Consider the following 20,459-nt stretch of genomic DNA (forward strand, 5'->3'; position numbering starts at 1 on the left):
AGAGCCTTGAGGCGGAAAAACTCCTTCATTCTCTCGACCAAAGAGCGGATGAAGGGGGTGCAGTTTCAAGAATCAGGCCTTCTATCCCGAGTAGTTCGCCACTGTCAGTGAATATACCGGTTCCCTTCTCCAGTACCCACTTCACCTCCCCATTCTCGCAGCGGATTCTGTAGGTCAGAGCATAAGGCTCTTTTCGCATGAGGGCACTCTGTACACCTTCCCAAATATAATCCGCGTATTCAGGGAGGATAAGCTGACCATAGGTTCCGTTTATGCCGTCGCGAATAGACTGTGCGCTATACCCCGTCAGTGCCTCGCATCCGTTACTTGCGAATTCCATCGTCCACTCACGGTTGATTCTCCCTCGATACACCAGGGCAGGGAGACTATGAAGCAGGTCTGTGGCACTTCGATAGTCGGCCTGCATCTGGATGGCCTGCTGGCGGCTCGCTGTTCGATCAATAAAGGTCAGATAGAGCTGCCCCTCATGACACTGGCAGCTGACCTCGCCCCAAAGCAGCTTGCTCGCTCGGTCAATGAAACGAAGCTCGAGGGTCTGCGGTGCACCAGGCATAAGCCGAGCGCTCACTAGCAAGTCCAGCCACCTCCCCTTGTCTTCGTGGTGAACCGCCGATTCAAAAAAATCGCCAACGGTGCAGTGCATTCGCCCATTCCAATGACGGTTGTGACGCACTATTCGACCGTCCTCTCCCACCACTATCACAGGAACAGGGAGGGCATCCAACCACTCTGGCTCGCGCATAGATTCAGTGAGAGACATTGGGTTTTCCACCTGACGGAGGCGAGTTTTGGATCATCCAAGTTGCGAGCTCCAGACGGGAGCGCATTTTGAGTTTGCGCATCAGGCTTTTTACATAGACCTTCACCGTTGCTTCACTGATCTGCATATCGCGCGCAATCAGTTTATTGCTCCGGCCATGGGCGATTAGCATCAACGTCTGCCTTTCGCGATTAGTGAGTGACGAGTTCAGTTGCTCGACAGCATTAGTATCAACAGTACCCGTCTCAAAATTATGTTCGGCGACCAAAGCCACCAGACTTTCGCTCAAGGTAGCGTTGCCGGTAGCGCAAGAGCGAACGTATTCAAGCAAAATCTCCGGGTCGGTATCCTTCAATATGAATCCCTCAGCCCCCAGCCGAAGTGCACACAGAAGTTCAGTTCGATTGAGTTCCGCAGTCAGTACGATTATCTGGGCGGTAACCTTCAACCTTTTGAGCTCTTCCAACACGTGCAATCCATTCATGCCGGGCATGTGCAGATCCAGCAGCACAAAATCCGGCTTGAGCCTGAGCACCAGCTCAATGCCTTGTTGCCCATCCCCTGCTTGTCCAATCACATCGAGGTCGCAGGTGTCGGCAAACATTTCGGCCAGCCCTCGACGCAGCAGCGGATGATCATCGATGAGTACAATTGATGTCTGGCTCAATGGCTAGCTTCTTCTGCGTGAGTGGTGATTGGAAAGAACAGACGGATGCGTGTCCCGCCTTCCTCCCTGATGGCGATTGCGAAGTCAGCGCCAATCGAGGCAGCGCGCTCTTCCATGATGGTGATGCCGTAGTGTCCGGAGCCTTGCACGCTCGGCGGCAAACCCACGCCGTCATCCTCGACCTTGATGAGCACATAGCCGGGGGAGTTGGCGCGTAACTCAATGCTGACGGTCTTCGCGCGGGAATGGCGAATTGCATTGACAAGCGCCTCCCTAACGATGTGCATTAACTGTAGTTCCACCTCGGCACCCAAGAGGCCATCCGGAAGACGATTGTCCAGATTGAAGACTATGTCACTGCGCGGTGAAAGTTCGTGCACCAGTTCGCTGAGGGACTGTCGCAACGATTTTCCGCTAAGGCTTAATCGAGCATGGCTGATCAACTCTCTGACCCGCCGCTGAAGTCGGCTCAGCCCAGCCCTCAACTCTTCAGCGAGCGGCCTGGCCTTTTCAGGCTGGCGGATTTTGCGTACTAACAAGCCCATTTGCAGAGATAGGTAGGCAAGTTCCTGAGCAACTCCATCATGCAGGTCGCGAGCGATCATCGATGCCGGCGCCGACGTCGACGTTACCGCGGCCGATGCTGAGGCAAACCCATGCGCGGTCCCTAACGCCTTGTCTATAAACTGCGCTATTTCGATCAGCCACGGTCGGACATTCGGCAAATTAGCGCCCTTGGCTGCCAGGCTCAAAACACCGTTTCCAGAAAGCGGGATACGCACTGCGGTGTCCTCAGACTCTAGCGACTGATCGACGAACTCGAGCTCAAGTTCAATTGGCGGGATCAAGCCTGAAATGGCATCCACGAATGTCTGTACCGCGTCCAACGGGTCGACGCGATTCATCAACGCGAACAGCAACTCGATCTGTAACCGATATTGCGCCTGCTGATCCAGAGGGCAATCGTTCGCCATGCAAGTAGTCAAGCGCCCTCCTAAAAATTATCACGCGATCAAAGTTTTGGAAGAACAGAGCAATTTTCGTACCCCATCCGCGCCTCTACCTCTTTAGCGGTACTGCCAAGGAGTAGCTTGCAGGGCAATTCCTGGCAGGAAACTATATATCCCATCAGGAAATTTCATCGTGCGGAGTGATGACTGGTTGGCTCAGCATTTCAGGCAGCACCAATAGAAGGCGGCAAACGCCTCACACGTTCGATCACTGCACACTTTTAAGACTGCCCATGACGAAACCATAGCCGGAATGCGCGCCTTTCCTATTCCGGCGCAGAGTTGATCACGGAGAGCAGCTATGGCTGATTCAAATGTATGTCCTCATGCTCCATTCAAAAGCGTTCCGCTGTATTCCCCTGTGGTTTTTAACAGGTATGCCACACGACACGTATTCGTGAGTGATGGGACGGATAGCGATGTCCGCGACCGGATGATTATGGAAGTCGGCGCTGAAACCGATCTAATTTCGCTAAGCATCGGATCACCCGCCATTGCAGATAAGAACGAACTGCACCAAGCACTGTTCAATTTGCTACGAGATGCCAGGATCGGAATCCATCTTTACCTGTTCGGCGATGAATCATTCATATGGACGTTGCACGCGCTTGCGGTTGCCCAAGGGCTTTCAAATGAAGAAATAACCCTTGGCCATTCCGGAAGTAGAACCCATCAACTGATTTATTGCGTTCATTGCGCAGACCTTCAAACGCAGCCGGTACGACACACAGTGACCTGCCAAAACTGTGGAGTCGAACTCGAAGTGCGAGCGCACTTCTCACGCAGGTTAGGTGCTTATCTGGGTGTATGTCTGAACGCCGACGAGCCTTACGGGCGGGATGTTGCATGAACAATTTCATCAATGTCCGGGTCAATGATGTGCGCGTCATCACGCCGGTCATCCGTGAGTTCACTTTCGAACCCACAGAATCGAAACTACCGACTTACTCGGCGGGAAGTCACATCCAGGTGCACATTCCTCTGGAGGAAAGATCGCTTCGAAATGCTTACTCGCTCGTGGGCGATCCTGCCCAATGTGACACTTACCGCATCGCAGTTCGATTGCAGTCCCCCACTCGAGGTGGCTCAGCTTACATGCACAGCGAGGTGAAGGTGGGCGATATGCTTCGACTCACCAAGCCAGCCAACCTGTTTCCTATTCACTCACAAGGTAGACATCACGTCCTGATTGCTGGCGGCATCGGAATAACCCCGTTTCTATCCTACATCGAACATCTGCTAGCCCAGCACGCCTCCTTCGAGCTGCATTACGCCTACCGAAAAGGTCTTACGGATGCTTACCTGGATCATCTCCAAGGGCGCCTGGGTAACAAGCTGAATCTATATGAAAGCCTGGAACGCCCTCTCGATGTAGCGACCATCCTGCGCGACCGCCCACTGGGTTGTCACCTCTACACATGTGGTCCGGAGCGGCTTATCAACAGTGTTCAGGAACAGGCCAGCAACATCGGCTGGCCTTCTGGTCGGATCCATTGGGAGGCGTTCTCCAGCGCAGAAGCTGGCCAGCCCTTCAGTGTGAAGTTGGCCCGTGGGGGACAAATCCTGGAAGTGAAAGGTGACGAAAGTCTCCTCGAAGCGCTTGAAGCCCAAGGGTTTGAGATCCCCAACATGTGCCGCGGCGGCGTTTGCGGGCAATGCGTAACCCGTTTTCTAGACGGCGATGTTGATCATAGAGACAACTTCCTGACCTCCATCGAACGCAGCGGCAGCCTGATGCCCTGTGTCTCGCGCGGCTGTGGCAACTCACTCGTTATCGACCTCTGAACGGCAGTTGGAGCTTTACCATGACTTTGAAAATGAAACCCATCGAGACATTTCGAGGCGATTTCACTTACCGCAACAGTCCAGAGGCAATCGCTCGGTTTCCGTTCCCGTTTCCTGAAGACCAGTACATGTACTCAGTGAACATTGAGCCTGCCACGTCAAAGGATCCAGGCTCCGTTTACGAGCATTGGTTTGATATCGACGAGCACTACAGGTCTGAAATGTCCGAGCGTGCGCTCGTGCTGCAGAATGATCCGCGTCGCTATCTTGTGATGCCTCATATGCAAACCGCGGCGTGGGATGCCCTGCAGATGTACATGGAGCATTTGAGCAGTGACTACCCGCAATTGTTTACCCTCAACCAAACGGGTAATCGTTGGCATTGGCAAAACCATGTACTAGACATTGATCAGCATTTTACCTTCGGCGACGCGACGACTCTGCCCTATGAGCCACTCGAGTTCATTAGTCGCCAAGTGCAAGGCGATGTCGCCCTCTTGGACCAGCGTGACGGTGATCTGTTCATGGACGCAGGAATGATTACCTGCCCGGCCGACTGGTCGCTGGCATTCGACGCGGGCATGAGTTTCAAACAATGGCACACCCCGGTGCCGCTGGCCCACGATCTGGGTATTTTCGATCGAGCGCTCAAGTACCTGCTCAATATTCAAGTCGACAAGCCAGTACGGAGATTGAACTGGACACTGACTATCAACCCACGCATGGACACCTCACCCGAGACTTTCCACGAGTGGGGAAAGGATCGAAGCAGTGTCACGACTGAAAATGCTGGCGAGCTTGTGCATTTGCGCGTCGAACAGCAATTCATTGCAAGGCTGCCTCGTAGTAACGCAATGATGTTCGGGATCCGCACCTATCTGGCCAGTATGAACGAACTGACCACCAATCCGGCTTGGGCCACGCGACTGCATCGCGTTCTACGCGATCTGCCGCAGCCGATTGCCGAGTACAAGGGGATGAACAACTACCGCGAACCGCTCGTTGAGTGGTTGAGCCAGTTCGACGTCCAAGTTTGACCCTTCCCACCACTCTCTGAAGGAAACGATCATGGCAAACTCTTGGCGCATTAGCGCTCTTCGTGAGCGCCATCTGGCGCTCGGTTCAAATCTTGAAGATTGGAACGGCATGGGCACTGCCTGGACCTATGCAACGGATCTGGCTGACCATCACGAGGCGATCCGCACGCGTGCGGGCCTGATGGATGTGTCAGGCCTCAAGAAAGTCCACTACGTGGGGCCGCATGCAGAAAGCCTGCTGAGTTACGCCACCACTCGCGACATCAGCAAAGTCTATCCGGGTAAATCCGTCTATGCCTGCATGCTCAACGATGAAGGCAAGTTTGCCGACGACTGCGTGATCTACCGCACTGGACCCAACTCGTTCATGGTGGTACATGGCGCGGGGAATGGTCACGAAATCCTGGTTCGTCAGGCTCAAGGTCGTCAAGTCGCCGTACTGTTCGACGATGACCTCCACGACCTGTCCCTTCAAGGCCCGCTAGCCGTCGACTTCCTGGCTGAGCATGTGCCAGGTATCCGCGACTTGCCGTACTTTCATCACCTACAGACCAAGCTGTTCGATCGTCCGGTGATGATCTCGCGTACCGGCTATACGGGTGAGCGCGGTTATGAAATTTTCTGCAAGGCTGCCGATGCTCCGTTGATCTGGGACAGCATCCTTGAACAGGGCAAGGATCGAGGCATCATTCCCTGCGCATTTACCGCGTTGGACTGGCTGCGTACCGAAAGCTACTTGCTGTTTTTCCCCTACGACAACTCCGAAATGTATCCGTTTGCCGACCAGAAGGCGGGCGACACGCTGTGGGAATTGGGACTCGATTTCACCGTGTCGCCAGGCAAGCAGGATTTCCGCGGTGCGACGGAACACTATCGCTTGCAAAATCAGGAACGCTTCAAGATTTTTGGCGTATTACTCGACGCGGATGTTGCCGCTGAGCCTGGCGACACGTTATGGCAGGACGGGCAGTACGTCGGCGTGATCACTTGCCCCATGTACTCGCGTCTCACTAAACGCTCCTTGGCAATTGCACGAATGAATAAATCTGTAGCCGTGCATGGGTCACCGCTACGTGTGAAAGGCAGCCTCGAAGTCGGTGCCATCGCACACAACATGCCGTTCGATGATCCCGAAAAGAAAAAGCGTATCGCTAAAGGCTGATGACTCAGGGCGCCTCTCGCAGGCGCCTTGGATACCCTGTTAACCGTTCGTAAAGAAATCCAATCCATGACCCAATACATCTTGAAAATCAGCTGCCCAGCGCGTTCGGGCATCGTAGCCGCCGTTACCACTTACCTTGCTGAAAAACAGTGCTACATCAGCGAACTGTCTCAATTTGATGATGAGTTCACTGGCAACTTTTTCATGCGCGCCGTATTTCGCTTCAATGATGGCTGCGAGCCTAACATTGAAAGTGTGCGCGCGGGCTTCGATGAAAATGCCACTCCGTTTAACATGACTTGGGAGCTTTTTTCTTCGGATCAGCCACCCAAGGTGCTGATCATGGTCAGCAAGTTTGATCATTGCCTCGTCGACTTGTTGTATCGCCATCATAAAGGTGAGCTGGATATGCAAATCACGGCCATCGTCTCCAATCATCTGGATCTGCGTCCAATGGCGGAACGCCAAGGTATCCGCTTCGTTTATTTGCCGGTCACCAAAGACACCAAGGCGCAACAAGAAGCCGAACTGATGAAGATCGTCGACGATACTGGTACTGAGCTAGTTGTGCTGGCTCGCTACATGCAGATTCTGTCGGACGATCTGTGCAGGAAACTGTCGGGGCGCGCGATCAATATCCATCACTCCTTCTTGCCAGGATTCAAGGGCGCCAAGCCTTATCACCAAGCTTATGATCGAGGCGTGAAATTGATTGGCGCCACCGCCCACTATGTTACCAGCGACCTGGACGAAGGCCCGATCATCGAGCAGGAAGTACAACGTGTCGACCACGGATACCATCCTGATGCGCTTGTTGCAATTGGTCGCGATACCGAAACTATTGCCCTTTCCAAAGCCCTGAAATATCACTTGCAACACCGCGTATTCATCAACCGTGACAAGACTGTCATCTTCTCCTGACTCCACTCGGGAAAAGCGCCCCTGAATTGTTGGTACCAGACAACAATGTCTGATCAGGAGCGGCTTTGCGGGCTGAACTGTCGATGGTTCGGCCCGCTTTTTTATTGGATATCAAAATATCCCCACCGGCGCTCAAGACCTGAGCGTTCCGCCAGAGCAGGCCAATTCAGTCTTTGAGTTCAAATTCTGCCCACAGGCTTGCATAAGACAAACCAGTCAGCGGATGCAGCTTTTCCGGGACTAGTTGGGACATTGGTTTGAGCACATAAGCACGCGTTATCAGTTCATCACAAGGAAGCACCCGTCCATCAACGCATCCTTCCCGCTCACCGTAAATCAAAATGTCCACATCTAGCGTAACCACTGCAGGTGATTCCCTATTTCTTCCGTGTTTTAACTCAAGTTCCTTGAGCGCACGGCTGAGCTTCGGAAGCTGCAGGCACGTCGTGCCACGCACTACGAGGTTATGGAAGGCCGGAGCCTCTATACCAATCGCAGCACTTTCATAGACTGGAGAGCAACGGATGTCTCGCAGAATATGCTGTAGGTCGCAAATGGCTATACGCAGGTGACGTTGGCGCTGAGTATTACTCCCTACCCCTAAAAACACTTCCACCGCTGGCCGTGGGTCAGACATGTAAACATCGCGACTGTTCGTGGATGCGAGCATCTGCATTCCCCAAATAAAAACTCCGCCCGAGAACAGAGTTCTGGGGCGGAGCGTGATTCGATTACTCAGTATTGCTTGCCTGGAATCCAGTTAGTGCCCGCCAGAGGCACCCGGGCCATGGCCGCAGATTCAACTGTTAGTGCGACCAAGTCTTCAGGGTCAAGATTGTGCAGATGTGACTTACCGCAGGCGCGTGCCATGGTCTGGGCTTCCAGCACCAGCACCCGCAGGTAGTTAGCCAGACGTCGGCCGCCTTCCACCGGATCCAGACGCTTGGAGAGCTCTGGGTCTTGGGTGGTGATCCCGGCCGGATCGCGCCCATTCTGCCAGTCATCGTAGAAACCAGCCGCCGAGCCGATCTTCTTCAGCTCCTCGTCCAGTCGTGGGTGGTTGTCACCCAGAGCGATAAGGGCCGCCGTGCCAATAGCCACAGCGTCCGCGCCCAGCGCCATGGCCTTGGCCACATCAGCACCGTTGCGAATTCCACCGGATACAATCAGTTGCACCTTACGGTGCATACCCATCTCCTGCAGAGCCTGAACCGCCTGCGGGATGGCCGGCAGGATCGGAATCCCCACGTGTTCGATGAACACTTCTTGAGTCGCTGCGGTGCCACCTTGCATACCATCCAGAACGATCACGTCAGCGCCGGCCTTCACCGCCAGTTTGACGTCGTAGTAGGGACGGCTAGCGCCGATTTTCACGTAAATCGGTTTTTCCCAATCGGTGATTTCACGGATCTCTGCAATCTTGATCGCCAAGTCATCCGGACCGGTCCAATCCGGATGACGACAAGCGCTGCGCTGGTCGACACCGATCGGCAAAGTACGCATGCCCGCGACCCGCTCGGTGACTTTCATACCCAACAACATACCGCCGCCACCCGGTTTGGCGCCCTGTCCCAAGACGATTTCAATGGCGTCAGCCTTACGCAGGTCGTCCGGGTTCATGCCGTAACGCGATGGCAGATACTGATAGACCAAATGCTGAGACTGTCCGCGTTCTTCCGGGGTCATGCCGCCATCACCAGTGGTCGTGCTGGTGCCGGCGATGGTCGCACCGCGGCCCAGGGCTTCCTTGGCATTGGCTGACAACGCCCCAAAACTCATGCCGGCAATGGTCACCGGAATTTTCAGGTGAATCGGCTTCTTGGCGAAACGGTTGCCGAGGATTACATCAGTGCCGCACTTCTCCCTATAACCTTCGAGCGGGTAACGCGAAACACTGGCGCCGAGCAACAGCAAGTCATCGAAATGCGGCAGTTTGCGTTTGGTACCGCCACCGCGAATGTCGTAGATGCCGGTCTCGGCGGCACGCTGGATTTCCTGAATGGTCAGGCGGTCGAAGGTGGCCGACTCGCGCAGCACCGGAGGGGTCTTGTCACTCATATCTATTCTCCTCGCGCGGATCAGTACGCGGATGCGTTATCGACTTTGAAGTTGTACAACTGACGAGCGGAGCCGTAGCGCTTGAAGTCAGTAGCCTTGTGCTCGAATCCGGCTTTGTTGAGCAGTTCTTGCAACTCTTGGAGGTGTTCGGCGCGCATCTCTTTTTCGATGCAATCCGAACCGAGGGACTCGACGGTACCTTTGACGTAGATGTGGGTTTCATACAAGGAATCGCCCAAAGCGTCGCCGGCGTCACCGCATACCACCAGACGACCAGCCTGCCCCATGAAGCAACTCATGTGGCCGATGCTACCGCCAACCACAATGTCGATGCCCTTCATGGAAATTCCGCACCGTGCGCCCGCGTCACCTTCAATTACCAGCAAACCGCCATGAGCCGTGGCACCGGCCGCCTGCGAAGCACTGCCTTTGACCCGGACGTAGCCGGACATCATGTTCTCGGCGCAACCAACGCCGACGTTGCCATGGACGGTGATGCTCGCCTTCTGGTTCATGCCGGCGCAGTAATAGCCGGCATGGCCCTGAATATCGATGGACACGGTTTCGTTCACGCCGACGGCAAGGTTGTGCTTGCCGTCGGAATGGGTCACGACCCATTCGTGCTCTTGTACATTGCCGACTTGATCGTGCAGCGCTTGATTGAAGTCACGCACGGTAGTGGTGGATAGATCGATAGTTTTCATTTGTGCGTTCCTTAAGCTGACTCGCGTTCCCAGATGTACATAGTCGCCGGTGCCGGCTCCCAGACCCTGGCGTTTTCGATTCCGGGCAGGCTCGACAGCGCCTGATATTCGGAAGCCATTGCGACATAGTCGTCGGTCTCCGCGAGAATCGCGGGCTTGCAGGCGATAGGGTCGCGGATTACCGCAAAACCGTTCCGGGTGCCGATGGCGAAGGTGAAAAACCCGTCCAGATCCTCCAGCGAGTGGTCCAACGCTTCTTTCAGCGAATCGCCCTGTTGCAGGCGCCAGGTCAAGTAACCGGCCGCCACTTCGGTGTCGTTGTCAGTCTCAAAATGGATGCCGGCGCGCTTGAGTTCCTGTCGCAGGCGGAAGTGATTCGACAGTGAGCCGTTGTGCACCAGGCACAGGTCGGCACCGGTGGAAAATGGGTGACTGCCTTCCATGGTCACCGCACTTTCGGTGGCCATGCGGGTGTGACCAATGATGTGGCTACCCTTCATGCCGGCTAAGCCGAAACGCTGGGAAATTTCCTGCGGCAGACCCATGCCCTTGAGAATTTCGATACTCTGGCCGGCACTCATAATGCGAACACTCGGCGCCAGATCAGCCAGGGCTAATCGAACGGATGCCTCTTCAATTTGAATTTTCAGCACCGCCGCACTGGCGTTCTGGAACCAGTCAAGTGAACAACCCAAACGCCCTTCCAGTTCGCCCATAAGGGTTTTCCAGTCGAACCCTTCAGTTGTCGCCTGCAGGGTAAGCTTGACCCAGCCGTCGGCAACTTCATCACCATAGATTGCGAAGCCGGCACTGTCTGGACCACGATCCGTCATGGCTTGCAACATGGGTTCAAACAGCTTTCCGAGTTGGGATTCCAGCTTCGGGTTCTTTAGATAAAGACCTACAATTCCACACATATCGAGTCTCCCTGGGAGGCAGTGAGCGCCCGGCCCGATGCCTGGACGCTCTAAACGAAGTTGATTAGAAGAATTCTGTGTATCGCTGGATTTCCCAGTCAGAGACATGGCGGCTGTACTCCACCCACTCCATGCGCTTGAGCTTGATAAACTCGCCAACGATGTCTTTGCCCATCACTTCTGCAAACAAAGGATCGGCTTCAAGTGCATCGCATGCTTCTTTAAGCGACTGAGGCAATGTCTTGATGCCTCGGCCGGCGATTTCTTCAAGACTTAGGCTGTACAGGTTTTCATTGCAGATTTGATCTGGCTCAAGTTGACGGTCGATGCCGTCAAGACCAGCCGCGATGATTGCGGCGCTGACCAGGTAGGGATTGCAACCGGCGTCTGGCAGACGGAACTCCAACCGACCGTAGGGAACGCGAACCATGGCCGATCGGTTGTTGGCACCAAATGCGATAAAAGCAGGCGCCCATGTAGCACCTGAAAGAGAATTACCGACGACCAGACGTTTGTAGGAGTTAACCGTCGGCGCGGCAAAGGCACACAACGCTGGCCCATGGGCCAACAGCCCTGCGGCAAAGTGGTAAGCGAGTTTGGATAAACCCATGCCGTTCTTGTCACTGGCATCGAAGAACAGGTTTTTGCTTTCGGCACTGCTGATCGAGAGATGGAAGTGCATCCCGTTACCGGCACGTTTGGGATCTGGCTTGGGCATGAACGAGCAGATCATCCCCATATCGTTCGCAATCTCTCCGGCAGCCATGCGGAAGAACGTGAAGCGGTCTGCCGACTCCATGGCGTCGCTGTACGTATAGTTGATCTCGAATTGGCCGTTGGCGTCTTCGTGATCGATCTGATAGATCTCGAAGCCAACGGGCTGCAAGGCTTCAGTCAGGCGCTCCAGGAAAGCTCGTGAACGTGACAGCCCTTTGTAGTCGTAGCAGGGTTTGTCCAGGTTATCGCTGGGATCGACCAATTGAAGCTTTCCGCTTTCATCACGGCGCATCAGGTTGAACTCAGGCTCCAGTCCTGTGTTTAACGTCCAGCCCTTTTCTTGCAAACGACTCACCTGTTGCTGCAGAACATAACGACTATCAAAGGGGTGAGGTTTGCCATCCACGTGGCCGATACAAACCACTCGGCCGTAACCTGGCTGCCAAGGTACCGGAGTCAGGGTCGAGAGGTCGGCCTTAGCCATGAAGTCCGGACCATTGGGCTGCATACCCATCCCGCTGATAGCAAAACCGGCAAACCCTGCACCGGCTTCAGCTACAGTTTCCAATCCACAAATAGGCACCGACTTAGTCTTGGCGGCACCATGAATGTCCACGAACTGAGCCAGCACATACTTAATGCCGTGCTCTTCAATCAAACGTTGGGTTTCAAGTGGCAACATGGATCTGACTCCTGGTGAAGGCAACATCAGTGGCTGTGGTCTATGCAGCGAGGGCAGTTGCTGCCGATCGGCACATGTGTGATGAGCCTGATGTCGGAGCGTTGTACTGCATCGCTAAAATTCCCACAAGGAAATTTTCTTTCCCAATAGGAATGCAAACCGACTGCCAACTCTTGCCACCTACCCCAAAGGAGGTATAAAAAAGAGGACGTCTGACTACGATATATGGGAAAATTTATTTCCCTGCACGAATAAATTGACGGATGCAGCGACTGCAAATTTGTATTGATGCGCACTTTTAGTGCGATCAAATGACCAACGCGAGCAAAGGGTGCAAGCATGAACGAAGCAGTCGAACACCAACCTCGGCTCAAGCTGGAGCAATACTTGGGACTGCAGATAAAGCGTCAACGCCAAGCTCAAGATCTAAAACTGTCAGATGTCGCCCGTATTGCTGGAATCAGCCAAGGGATGGTGAGCAAGATAGAGAATGCTCAGGTCTCAACGAGCCTGGATACGCTCAGTCGGCTCTGCGATGTCTTGGGCATGCCAATGTCCAAACTCTTCAGTCAGTATGACCAACAGGGCAGCAATGCATTGCTGGTAAAACGCGATGAAGGCCTTGAGGTAGTGCGTCGCGGAACCGAGAAAGGCCACACTTATCATTTGCTCAACCACACTCGTGGACCGAACAAGAGCTTTGAGGCCTATATGGTCACAATGGATGACGCAAGTGAGGAGTTTCCAACCTTTGCCCATTCCGGCACTGAGTTTCTGCATTTGCTGGAGGGGGAGCTGCATTACCGCCACGGTAATCAGGTCTATAGAATGGAAGCCGGTGACAGCTTGACCTTCGACGGCGAGATCCCACACGGCCCTGAATTACTGGTGCAGGTGCCGATCCGACTATTGTCCATCGTGAACTATACAGCGACGGGTGAGTAAAACTCCCGTCCACCTACGTCCCCACCTTGCCAAGAGGCTCGTCTGAGACGAAACCTCTTTCCTGGCAGGAAATTAATTTTCACAAAACGCTAGACACCCCTCCCATCGTTCACCTATAAAAGCACCACAGGAATATATTATTCCCTGTGAGAATTTTTATTTGCCCGTAAAAAACTTTTCCACCCATAAATTTCCCGGTGATGACCTGCCCGTCACCTCCCGAGGATCCACCATGAACGATACAAATACCTACATTCTGAAGGTCAGTTGCCCGGCGACTTCAGGGATTGTGGCTGCCGTGACGTCTTATCTCGCAGACAGTCACTGCTACATAGGTGAAATGTCGCAGTTCGACGACGAGATCAATAACACCTTCTTTATGCGCGCGGTTTTCCGCTTCAACGTGGACCATCCAGGCGCAGACCTAGAACAGATCAGGGCAGGATTCACCGACGTTGCGAGCAAATTCAACATGTCTTGGGACCTGTTCGATAAGAGCAAACCGATGCGGGTGTTGTTAATGGTCAGCAAATTCGATCATTGCTTGAGCGACCTGCTTTATCGCCACAGTAAGGGCGAAATGGACATGAATATTACCGCAGTGGTTTCCAACCACCTCGATCTTCGTCCAATGGCCGAACGTGAAGGCATTCGTTTCATTTACTTGCCGGTTACCAAGGATACCAAGGCCAAACAAGAAGCGGAGCTGATGAAAATCGTCGACGAAACCCAGACAGACCTGGTGGTTCTCGCCCGCTATATGCAAATTCTGTCCAACGATTTGTGCAAACAATTATCGGGTCGGGCAATCAACATTCACCACTCGTTTTTGCCTGGTTTCAAAGGGGCCAAGCCATACCATCAGGCTTATGAACGCGGTGTAAAACTCATCGGGGCGACGGCTCATTATGTGACCAGCGATCTGGACGAAGGCCCGATTATTGAGCAAGAAGTACAACGAGTCGATCATGCCTATTTACCTGATGATCTTGTTGCCATTGGCAGGGATACGGAGACCGTAGCACTGTCCAAGGCCGTGAAGTATCACCTGCAACACCGCGTTTTTCTCAATAACGACCGCACGGTGATCTTCCGATGAATGCGCATAAGTTGATTGATGGCAAAGCGGCCGCCGGCCGCGTACTGGCACAGGTAAAAAAAGAAGTCGCAGACTTGGTCATCGACGGTATCAAGCCCTGCCTGGCTGTAATTCTTGTAGGTGAAGACCCGGCAAGCCAAGTCTACGTGCGCAATAAAGTGCTTCGCGCCGAAGAGTCCGGAATTTTGTCGATCGAACACAAATTGCCTGCCGACACCAGTGAAGCCAAGGTCTTGAATTTGATTCATGCCCTTAACTCCGACCCTGCTGTACACGGAATTCTGCTCCAATTGCCTTTGCCCAAACACGTCGAAGAGACACGAGCACTCCAGGCCATCGACCCACGCAAAGATGTCGATGGTTTTCACAGCGAAAACGTGGGTGGCCTGAGTCAAGGACGTGATGTTTTGACGCCATGCACTCCCACCGGCTGCATGTACCTACTGCGTGAAACGTTGGGTGATTTGCGCGGCAAACACGCGGTCGTAGTGGGTCGCTCCAACATCGTAGGCAAACCCATGGCCGCCTTGCTGTTGCAAGCCGATTGCACGGTGACAGTGTTGCACTCGCGCAGTCGCAATCCCCAAGACCTCGCACGCCAGGCCGATATTGTGATCGCGGCGGTAGGTCGCCCGCGGATGATCGACGCCAGTTGGCTAAAACCCGGCGCCGTCGTGATCGATGTTGGAATCAATCGTATTCAGGACGGTGATCGCAGTCGACTTGTCGGCGACGTAGACACCGATGATGTTCTGTCCTTGGTGTCGGCTGTAACGCCAGTTCCTGGCGGCGTAGGCCCCATGACCATCGCTTTCCTCATGAAAAACACCGTGATTGCTGCCCGGCAGCAATTCAAGGCTCAACAGCCTTCGGAGGCAGCATGCCTTTCAATCTCCTGAAATATGGGCTGAGCTCGGAATATCCGGTCGAAGTTGATCTTCCCGCCCCTAAAGAGCTCAAGTCCTCCTACGATGTGGTCATTATTGGCGGTGGGGGCCATGGGCTAGCGACGGCTTACTACTTATCCAAATACCACGGAATTACAAATATTGCGGTGTTGGAAAAGTCCTATCTGGGCGGTGGCAATACCGCCCGAAATACGGCAGTGATTCGCTCCAACTACCTCACCAGCGATGGCGTAAAGTTTTACGCGGAGTCAGTGCGGATGTTTGAAGGGCTGTCGAATGAATTCGACTTCAACATCATGTACTCACAACGTGGCCAACTCACCTTGGCACATACCGATGCTACCGTGCGCTCATTTCGCCAACGGGCGGAAGTGAACAAACATCACGGTGGCCGCTCCGAACTCATCGACCGCCAACAGATTCGCGAACTCGTACCCTCGCTTAATCTGGACCCAGGCCACATTCCGGTATTGGCAGGTCTGTGGCACTTGGATGGCGCCACCGCACGCCATGATGCCGTGGCCTGGGGCTACGCCAAACAAGCTGCAAAACGTGGCGTGGAAATCCATCAGCTCACTGAAGTACAAGATCTGGTCATTGAGAACGGCACCATCACGGCCGTCAAAACCAACCGCGGAACGATCAAATGCGGGTGCGTAGTGCAGGCTGTCGCGGGCATGAGTTCACAGCTCATGAAAAAAGCCGGCATACGCTCGCCCATTCAAACCTACCCGCTGCAAGCGATGGTGACACAACCGTTCAAACCCTTCCTGGATCCGCTGGTGAGCTCATCGGCCTTGCACTGTTATGTGCAGCAGACTAGCCGAGGCGAAGTGGTGTTTGGTGGCGGCTCCGACCCCTACCCTCTCTTCAACACCCGCTCCACTCTGGACCTCAAAGAAAGCCTGCTGGCTCATGCCATCGAGATGTTCCCATTTCTGGCCAACGCCAAACTGATGCGCCAGTGGGCCGGGATCACCGACATGACTCCGGATTACAGTCCAATCATGGGGCTGTCACCCGTAAAGAACTACTACCTGGATGCTGGCTGGGGAACCTGGGGCTTCAAGGCCACTCCGATCTGCGGCAAAACCATGGCCGAACTCGTAGCCAGTGGCGGCCAGGTCCCCGACTTGATCAAACCGTTTGGTCTGGAGCGCTTTTCGACCTTCCAGCAAGTTAACGAGATGGGCGCCACGGCAGCCAGCCATTAAGGAGAGCGGAACATGAAAGTGATGATATGCCCGCTCAACGGGCCGCGAAATATCAGCGAATTCACCTACGGCGGCGAGTTCAAAAACATGCCAAACCCGGCGACCTGTACCGACGCCGAGTGGGCCGACTACGTTTTCAACAGCGATGACGCCCTGGGTGTGGTTCGCGAATGGTGGATGCACACACCATCGAGTTACTGGTTCCTCGCCGAACGTCACACCGGCAGCGACGAGATCCTGCGCACCTTTGATCCAAAGGAACTGTTCACCGCTCGCATCGAATTTGCCACACCCACCAAGGAGTTAATAGGATGAGCCGCTTACCTGCTCCCATGGGCCTGCTGATCGATCGCGAGAAACCGCTCAATTTCAACTTCGACGGCGTGGCCTATCAAGGCTTCCAGGGCGACAGTATCGCCAGTGCGCTTATCGCTAACGGTCGCTTCCTGATTTCCCGCTCGTTCAAGTACCACCGCCCACGCGGAGTGCTGACTATGGCTGGCCAGGATGCGAATAGCCTGGTTCAACTTCCCCATGAGCCCAATGTGTTGGCAGATGCCTATGCATTAGAGGAAGGCCTCACCGTCACGGGACAAAACTTCAACGGCTCTTTGAACAATGACAAGGACGCCTATCTGGGCAAATTCTCAAAGTTCATGCCGGTGGGCTTTTACTATCGCTCCTTCTACAAGCCCAAGGGCATGTGGAAAGTGTGGGAGCCGATCATTCGCAAGAAGGCGGGGCTGGGCGTGCTGGATCTTGAGTTCCGGCCCGAGTATTACGACAAGGCTTATCTGTTCACCGATCTGGCAGTGATCGGTGCCGGGCCGGCCGGTCTGCAAGCCGCACTGACCGCCGCAAACGCGGGCGCCAAGGTTCTTTTGATAGAGCAGCAACCGCTATTAGGCGGTTCTCTGACCTATGCCCGTTTCGACATCGAAGGCGTACGTGCCAGCACCCTGCGTCAAGCGCTCGTCGGCGCAGTCGAAAGCCATGCCAATATCCGGATCCTCAAAGAAGCCACTTGCAACGCATGGTTCACCGACAACTACCTGCCTGCTATCCAAGGCAAGCGGATGTTCAAGGTACGTGCAACTCAATGCCTGATCGCCAGCGGTTCGTTCGATCAGCCGGTGATCTTTCGCAACAACGATTTACCAGGAATTATGCTCAGCAGTGCCGCCCTGCGACTGATGAAGCTCTACGCGGTCAAACCCGGCAAACGCGCTGTGGTTCTAACGGGCAATGACGATGGCTATCTCGCGGCGCTCGACCTTCATGACCAAGGGGTTAGCGTCGCAGCCGTCGTTGATATGCGTAACGGGCCAGACAACCGGGACTTGCTGAATGCCTTGACCGGGCGCTCAATCGCGCTGAAGGTCGCCACGACGGTCTACGAGGCGCTGCATGAAAAAGGCATGCGTCACATCAGCGGTGTCGAACTGCGCAAAATAACTGGTCAGGGGCAAGTCGCAACCGCCAGCGAGCAAATAGACTGCGACCTGCTGTGCATGTCGGCAGGCTATATGCCTGTGTACCAACTGCTCTGTCAGGCAGGAGGCAAGCTAAGCTATGACGATCAATTGGCTGAATTCACCCTCAGCGGGCAGCCAAAAAATCTGAGTTTCTGCGGCTCGGTGAACGGTCGCCACGCACTGGACAATGTACTCGCGGACGGCGCCAATTGTGCTGCCGATATCGTAACTTCGCTAGGGCTCGCGACGAGCGAAGCCCGAGCAGTCTTTCGCCCTGAAGCAAAAGTCAATTTCGCCTGGCCAATCTTCCCTCATCCAAAAGGCAAAGACTTCGTTGATTTTGATGAAGACCTGCAAGTGCGGGACATCGTTAACGCCACGAAGATCGGCTACCGCGATATACAACTGGTGAAGCGATACTCCACGGTCGGTATGGGGCCATCACAAGGCCGTCACTCCGCGCTGCCAACGGCTCGTCTGGTAGCGGCGTCGACGAACCGGAACATCAGCGAAACCGGCGTGACCACTGCACGGCCGCCCTTTGTCGCCGAGAAACTCGCTCACGTTGCAGGTCGTGCTTTCGATCCGTACCGTCAGACCCCGATGCATCGCCGCCACTTGGATGCAGGTGCCAAGATGATGCCCGCCGGGATCTGGCAACGGCCGGCGTACTACGGCAAAACAACCGAGCGGGATAAAGTCATGCAGGCCGAAGCGCTGCATGTACGAAACAAGGTCGGAATCATTGACGTATCGACATTAGGAGGCCTGGACATTCGTGGGCCGGATGCGGCGGAACTGCTGAATCGCATGTACACCTTTGCGTTCCTCAAGCAACCGATTGGACGGTCGCGTTATGCATTGATGACCAACGAACATGGCGTCGTGATTGATGATGGCGTATGCGCCCGGTTTGCTGAAAACCACTTCTACGTGACGGCGACCACCAGCGGTGTCGATCGCATTTATCAGCAAATGCTCAAGTGGAATGCGCAGTGGCGATTGGATGTCGACATCGCCAATGTCACCGCTGCGATCAGCGCTGTTAATGTCGCGGGACCCGATTCGCGCAAGGTGGTGGAAAAACTCTGTACCGATCTTGATATGTCGGCAGAGGGTTTCCCTTACCTAGGCGTCCGTACAGGAACGGTGGCGGGAATCAAGGCGCGCCTGCTACGTGTCGGTTTTGTGGGTGAACTGGGTTACGAAATCCACGTCCCCTCACGGCACGCCTTGGCGCTCTGGGATGCTCTGATGCAGGCCGGTGTTGAATACGATATCCGGCCATTCGGGGTCGAAACACAACGTCTGCTGCGTCTTGAAAAAGGTCATGTAATCATCAGTCAGGACACAGACGGCATGACTCATCCAGCAGAGATTGACATGGGCTGGGCAGTCAGTCGCACCAAACCTTTTTTCGTCGGCCGTCGTTCAGTGGACATCCTCGAAGCTCAGCCAATGAAACGCAAGTTAGTCGGCTTTAATTTGCCTAAAAACAGCCCACAGCCACTTGAGGGTCATCTGGTGCTCAATGGGCCTGACATCAGCGGTAGCGTGACGTCCTGCGAATACTCGCAAACGCTGGGAACCATCATCGGCCTGGCCTATGCGGACGCCTCACAAAGCGCGCCAGGGCAACAGATTCCCATACGCGTGGAAGGCGGCTTGGTGGTACACGCCACGGTAGTGAAGTTGCCGTTCTTTGACCCCAATAATAACCGTCAGGAGCTATAGCGATGAACAATTTACGAGCGGAAGATCTTATGGAGCAAAGCCCTCAGGCGGTTTTGCAGAACTGCGGTTTGGTCGATTTTTCTGACCTTGCGCGGGTAGGTTTTCGCGGTATGCAAAGTAGAGAATATCTTCAAAATCGTGGCTTTGAACTGCCGGAGCGGCCAAATCAGGCGGTGGTCCAAACAGATGGCAGCTGCGTGGTCAGACTTTCCGCGACGGAATATTTAATCCTGGGAAGTTTGCAGGACCGTGGACAACGCATCGCCGATGAGGAAGCGCGGTGGGAGTTGGATCATCAAGCCAACTATCTGCTGCCTCGTCATGACAGTCATGCGTGGCTGCAGCTTAGCGGCGTTCACATCGCCGAGATTATGGCCAAGCTGTGCGGCGTCGACCTGAGAACTCAGGCCTTCACAGTGGGTGATGTGGTACAGACTTCAGCTGCACGTATCAATGTGATCATCATCAACGTCGGGCTGGATAACGTTCCCTGTTTCCAAATCCTCTGTGACCGTGCCTCGAAAGAATATTTTACCGACGCGGTGATTGACGCAATGGCAGAGTACGGCGGAAAAGCCCTTTCATTCAGTACGATAATGCACTAACACGATTAACTTTACGCTCTGCACGTTCGGCACCTTCG

Annotated in this window: 20 protein-coding genes; 12 read left to right on the forward strand and 8 right to left on the reverse strand. The window is 54.5% G+C overall.

Annotated elements, in window-relative coordinates:
• Positions 1–25 precede the first annotated feature (25 nt).
• The 3 genes from ACVWXD_RS13965 to ACVWXD_RS13975 all read right to left on the reverse strand — a co-directional run bounded on the left by ACVWXD_RS13965 (position 26) and on the right by ACVWXD_RS13975 (position 2,434).
• A complete protein-coding gene (locus tag ACVWXD_RS13965; protein ID WP_164823657.1) occupies positions 26–664 on the reverse strand; it encodes a PAS domain-containing protein in 639 nt (212 codons plus the stop codon).
• Positions 665–767: 103 nt separating this feature from the next.
• Entirely contained in the window at positions 768–1,448 is a 681-nt protein-coding gene (locus ACVWXD_RS13970; protein WP_183701915.1) for a response regulator, read from the reverse strand.
• On the reverse strand, positions 1,445–2,434 hold the full coding sequence (locus ACVWXD_RS13975) for an ATP-binding protein (protein WP_183701918.1): 990 nt from the start codon (positions 2,432–2,434) through the stop codon (positions 1,445–1,447). The genes ACVWXD_RS13970 and ACVWXD_RS13975 overlap by 4 nt, the downstream gene beginning before the upstream one ends.
• A gap of 325 nt (positions 2,435–2,759) precedes the next feature.
• Between ACVWXD_RS13975 and ACVWXD_RS13980 the strand changes: the two genes are divergently transcribed.
• The 5 genes from ACVWXD_RS13980 (at position 2,760) to purU (ACVWXD_RS14000) (ending at position 7,363) form a co-directional block, all read left to right on the forward strand.
• Positions 2,760–3,308, forward strand: a complete 549-nt coding sequence (locus tag ACVWXD_RS13980; protein ID WP_183701921.1) for a dimethylamine monooxygenase subunit DmmA family protein — start codon at positions 2,760–2,762, stop codon at positions 3,306–3,308.
• Complete coding sequence (locus ACVWXD_RS13985) at positions 3,305–4,243, forward strand: PDR/VanB family oxidoreductase (protein ID WP_183701924.1); 939 nt, start codon at positions 3,305–3,307, stop codon at positions 4,241–4,243. Before ACVWXD_RS13980 ends, ACVWXD_RS13985 begins: the two co-directional genes overlap by 4 nt.
• A gap of 20 nt (positions 4,244–4,263) precedes the next feature.
• Positions 4,264–5,280 carry a heme-dependent oxidative N-demethylase family protein gene (locus tag ACVWXD_RS13990; protein WP_068578973.1) on the forward strand — a complete coding sequence of 339 codons (1,017 nt, stop codon included), beginning with the start codon at positions 4,264–4,266 and terminating at the stop codon, positions 5,278–5,280.
• A gap of 31 nt (positions 5,281–5,311) precedes the next feature.
• Complete coding sequence (locus ACVWXD_RS13995) at positions 5,312–6,442, forward strand: aminomethyltransferase family protein (RefSeq protein WP_183701927.1); 1,131 nt, start codon at positions 5,312–5,314, stop codon at positions 6,440–6,442.
• A gap of 66 nt (positions 6,443–6,508) precedes the next feature.
• The gene (gene purU, locus ACVWXD_RS14000; protein WP_183701930.1) at positions 6,509–7,363 is read left to right on the forward strand and encodes a formyltetrahydrofolate deformylase; all 855 of its coding nucleotides are present in this window, start codon (positions 6,509–6,511) and stop codon (positions 7,361–7,363) included.
• Positions 7,364–7,529: 166 nt separating this feature from the next.
• On the opposite strand, the gene folK is transcribed toward purU (ACVWXD_RS14000), so the two are convergent.
• From folK to glnT, 5 genes are all read right to left on the reverse strand, one after another.
• Entirely contained in the window at positions 7,530–8,033 is a 504-nt protein-coding gene (gene folK / locus ACVWXD_RS14005) for a 2-amino-4-hydroxy-6-hydroxymethyldihydropteridine diphosphokinase (protein ID WP_183701933.1), read from the reverse strand.
• Positions 8,034–8,098: 65 nt separating this feature from the next.
• Positions 8,099–9,421: an FMN-binding glutamate synthase family protein gene (locus ACVWXD_RS14010; RefSeq protein WP_068578966.1), complete on the reverse strand. Its 1,323-nt coding sequence runs from the start codon at positions 9,419–9,421 to the stop codon at positions 8,099–8,101.
• A gap of 20 nt (positions 9,422–9,441) precedes the next feature.
• Positions 9,442–10,125: a GltB/FmdC/FwdC-like GXGXG domain-containing protein gene (locus ACVWXD_RS14015; RefSeq protein WP_068578964.1), complete on the reverse strand. Its 684-nt coding sequence runs from the start codon at positions 10,123–10,125 to the stop codon at positions 9,442–9,444.
• Positions 10,126–10,136: 11 nt separating this feature from the next.
• The gene (locus tag ACVWXD_RS14020) at positions 10,137–11,042 is read right to left on the reverse strand and encodes a class II glutamine amidotransferase (protein WP_183701935.1); all 906 of its coding nucleotides are present in this window, start codon (positions 11,040–11,042) and stop codon (positions 10,137–10,139) included.
• A 64-nt stretch (positions 11,043–11,106) separates the two neighbouring features.
• On the reverse strand, positions 11,107–12,441 hold the full coding sequence (gene glnT, locus ACVWXD_RS14025) for a type III glutamate--ammonia ligase (RefSeq protein ID WP_183701937.1): 1,335 nt from the start codon (positions 12,439–12,441) through the stop codon (positions 11,107–11,109).
• Between the two features lie 339 nt (positions 12,442–12,780).
• On the opposite strand from glnT, the gene ACVWXD_RS14030 reads away from it, so the two are divergent.
• The 7 genes from ACVWXD_RS14030 to ACVWXD_RS14060 all read left to right on the forward strand — a co-directional run bounded on the left by ACVWXD_RS14030 (position 12,781) and on the right by ACVWXD_RS14060 (position 20,421).
• Positions 12,781–13,386, forward strand: a complete 606-nt coding sequence (locus ACVWXD_RS14030; protein ID WP_183701939.1) for a helix-turn-helix domain-containing protein — start codon at positions 12,781–12,783, stop codon at positions 13,384–13,386.
• 232 nt (positions 13,387–13,618) lie between these two features.
• The gene (gene purU / locus ACVWXD_RS14035) at positions 13,619–14,485 is read left to right on the forward strand and encodes a formyltetrahydrofolate deformylase (protein WP_183701942.1); all 867 of its coding nucleotides are present in this window, start codon (positions 13,619–13,621) and stop codon (positions 14,483–14,485) included.
• Complete coding sequence (gene folD, locus ACVWXD_RS14040) at positions 14,482–15,384, forward strand: bifunctional methylenetetrahydrofolate dehydrogenase/methenyltetrahydrofolate cyclohydrolase FolD (RefSeq protein WP_183701945.1); 903 nt, start codon at positions 14,482–14,484, stop codon at positions 15,382–15,384. Before purU (ACVWXD_RS14035) ends, folD begins: the two co-directional genes overlap by 4 nt.
• The gene (locus ACVWXD_RS14045) at positions 15,366–16,607 is read left to right on the forward strand and encodes an FAD-dependent oxidoreductase (RefSeq protein WP_183701948.1); all 1,242 of its coding nucleotides are present in this window, start codon (positions 15,366–15,368) and stop codon (positions 16,605–16,607) included. Before folD ends, ACVWXD_RS14045 begins: the two co-directional genes overlap by 19 nt.
• A 12-nt stretch (positions 16,608–16,619) precedes the next feature.
• Positions 16,620–16,922 carry a sarcosine oxidase subunit delta gene (locus tag ACVWXD_RS14050; protein ID WP_183701953.1) on the forward strand — a complete coding sequence of 101 codons (303 nt, stop codon included), beginning with the start codon at positions 16,620–16,622 and terminating at the stop codon, positions 16,920–16,922.
• The gene (locus tag ACVWXD_RS14055) at positions 16,919–19,816 is read left to right on the forward strand and encodes a 2Fe-2S iron-sulfur cluster-binding protein (RefSeq protein ID WP_183701956.1); all 2,898 of its coding nucleotides are present in this window, start codon (positions 16,919–16,921) and stop codon (positions 19,814–19,816) included. The genes ACVWXD_RS14050 and ACVWXD_RS14055 overlap by 4 nt, the downstream gene beginning before the upstream one ends.
• A 2-nt stretch (positions 19,817–19,818) precedes the next feature.
• Positions 19,819–20,421, forward strand: coding sequence for a sarcosine oxidase (locus ACVWXD_RS14060; RefSeq protein WP_183701957.1), 603 nt, complete (start codon positions 19,819–19,821; stop codon positions 20,419–20,421).
• Positions 20,422–20,459 lie beyond the last annotated feature (38 nt).

Source organism: Pseudomonas sp. TE3911 (assembly GCF_054062775.1).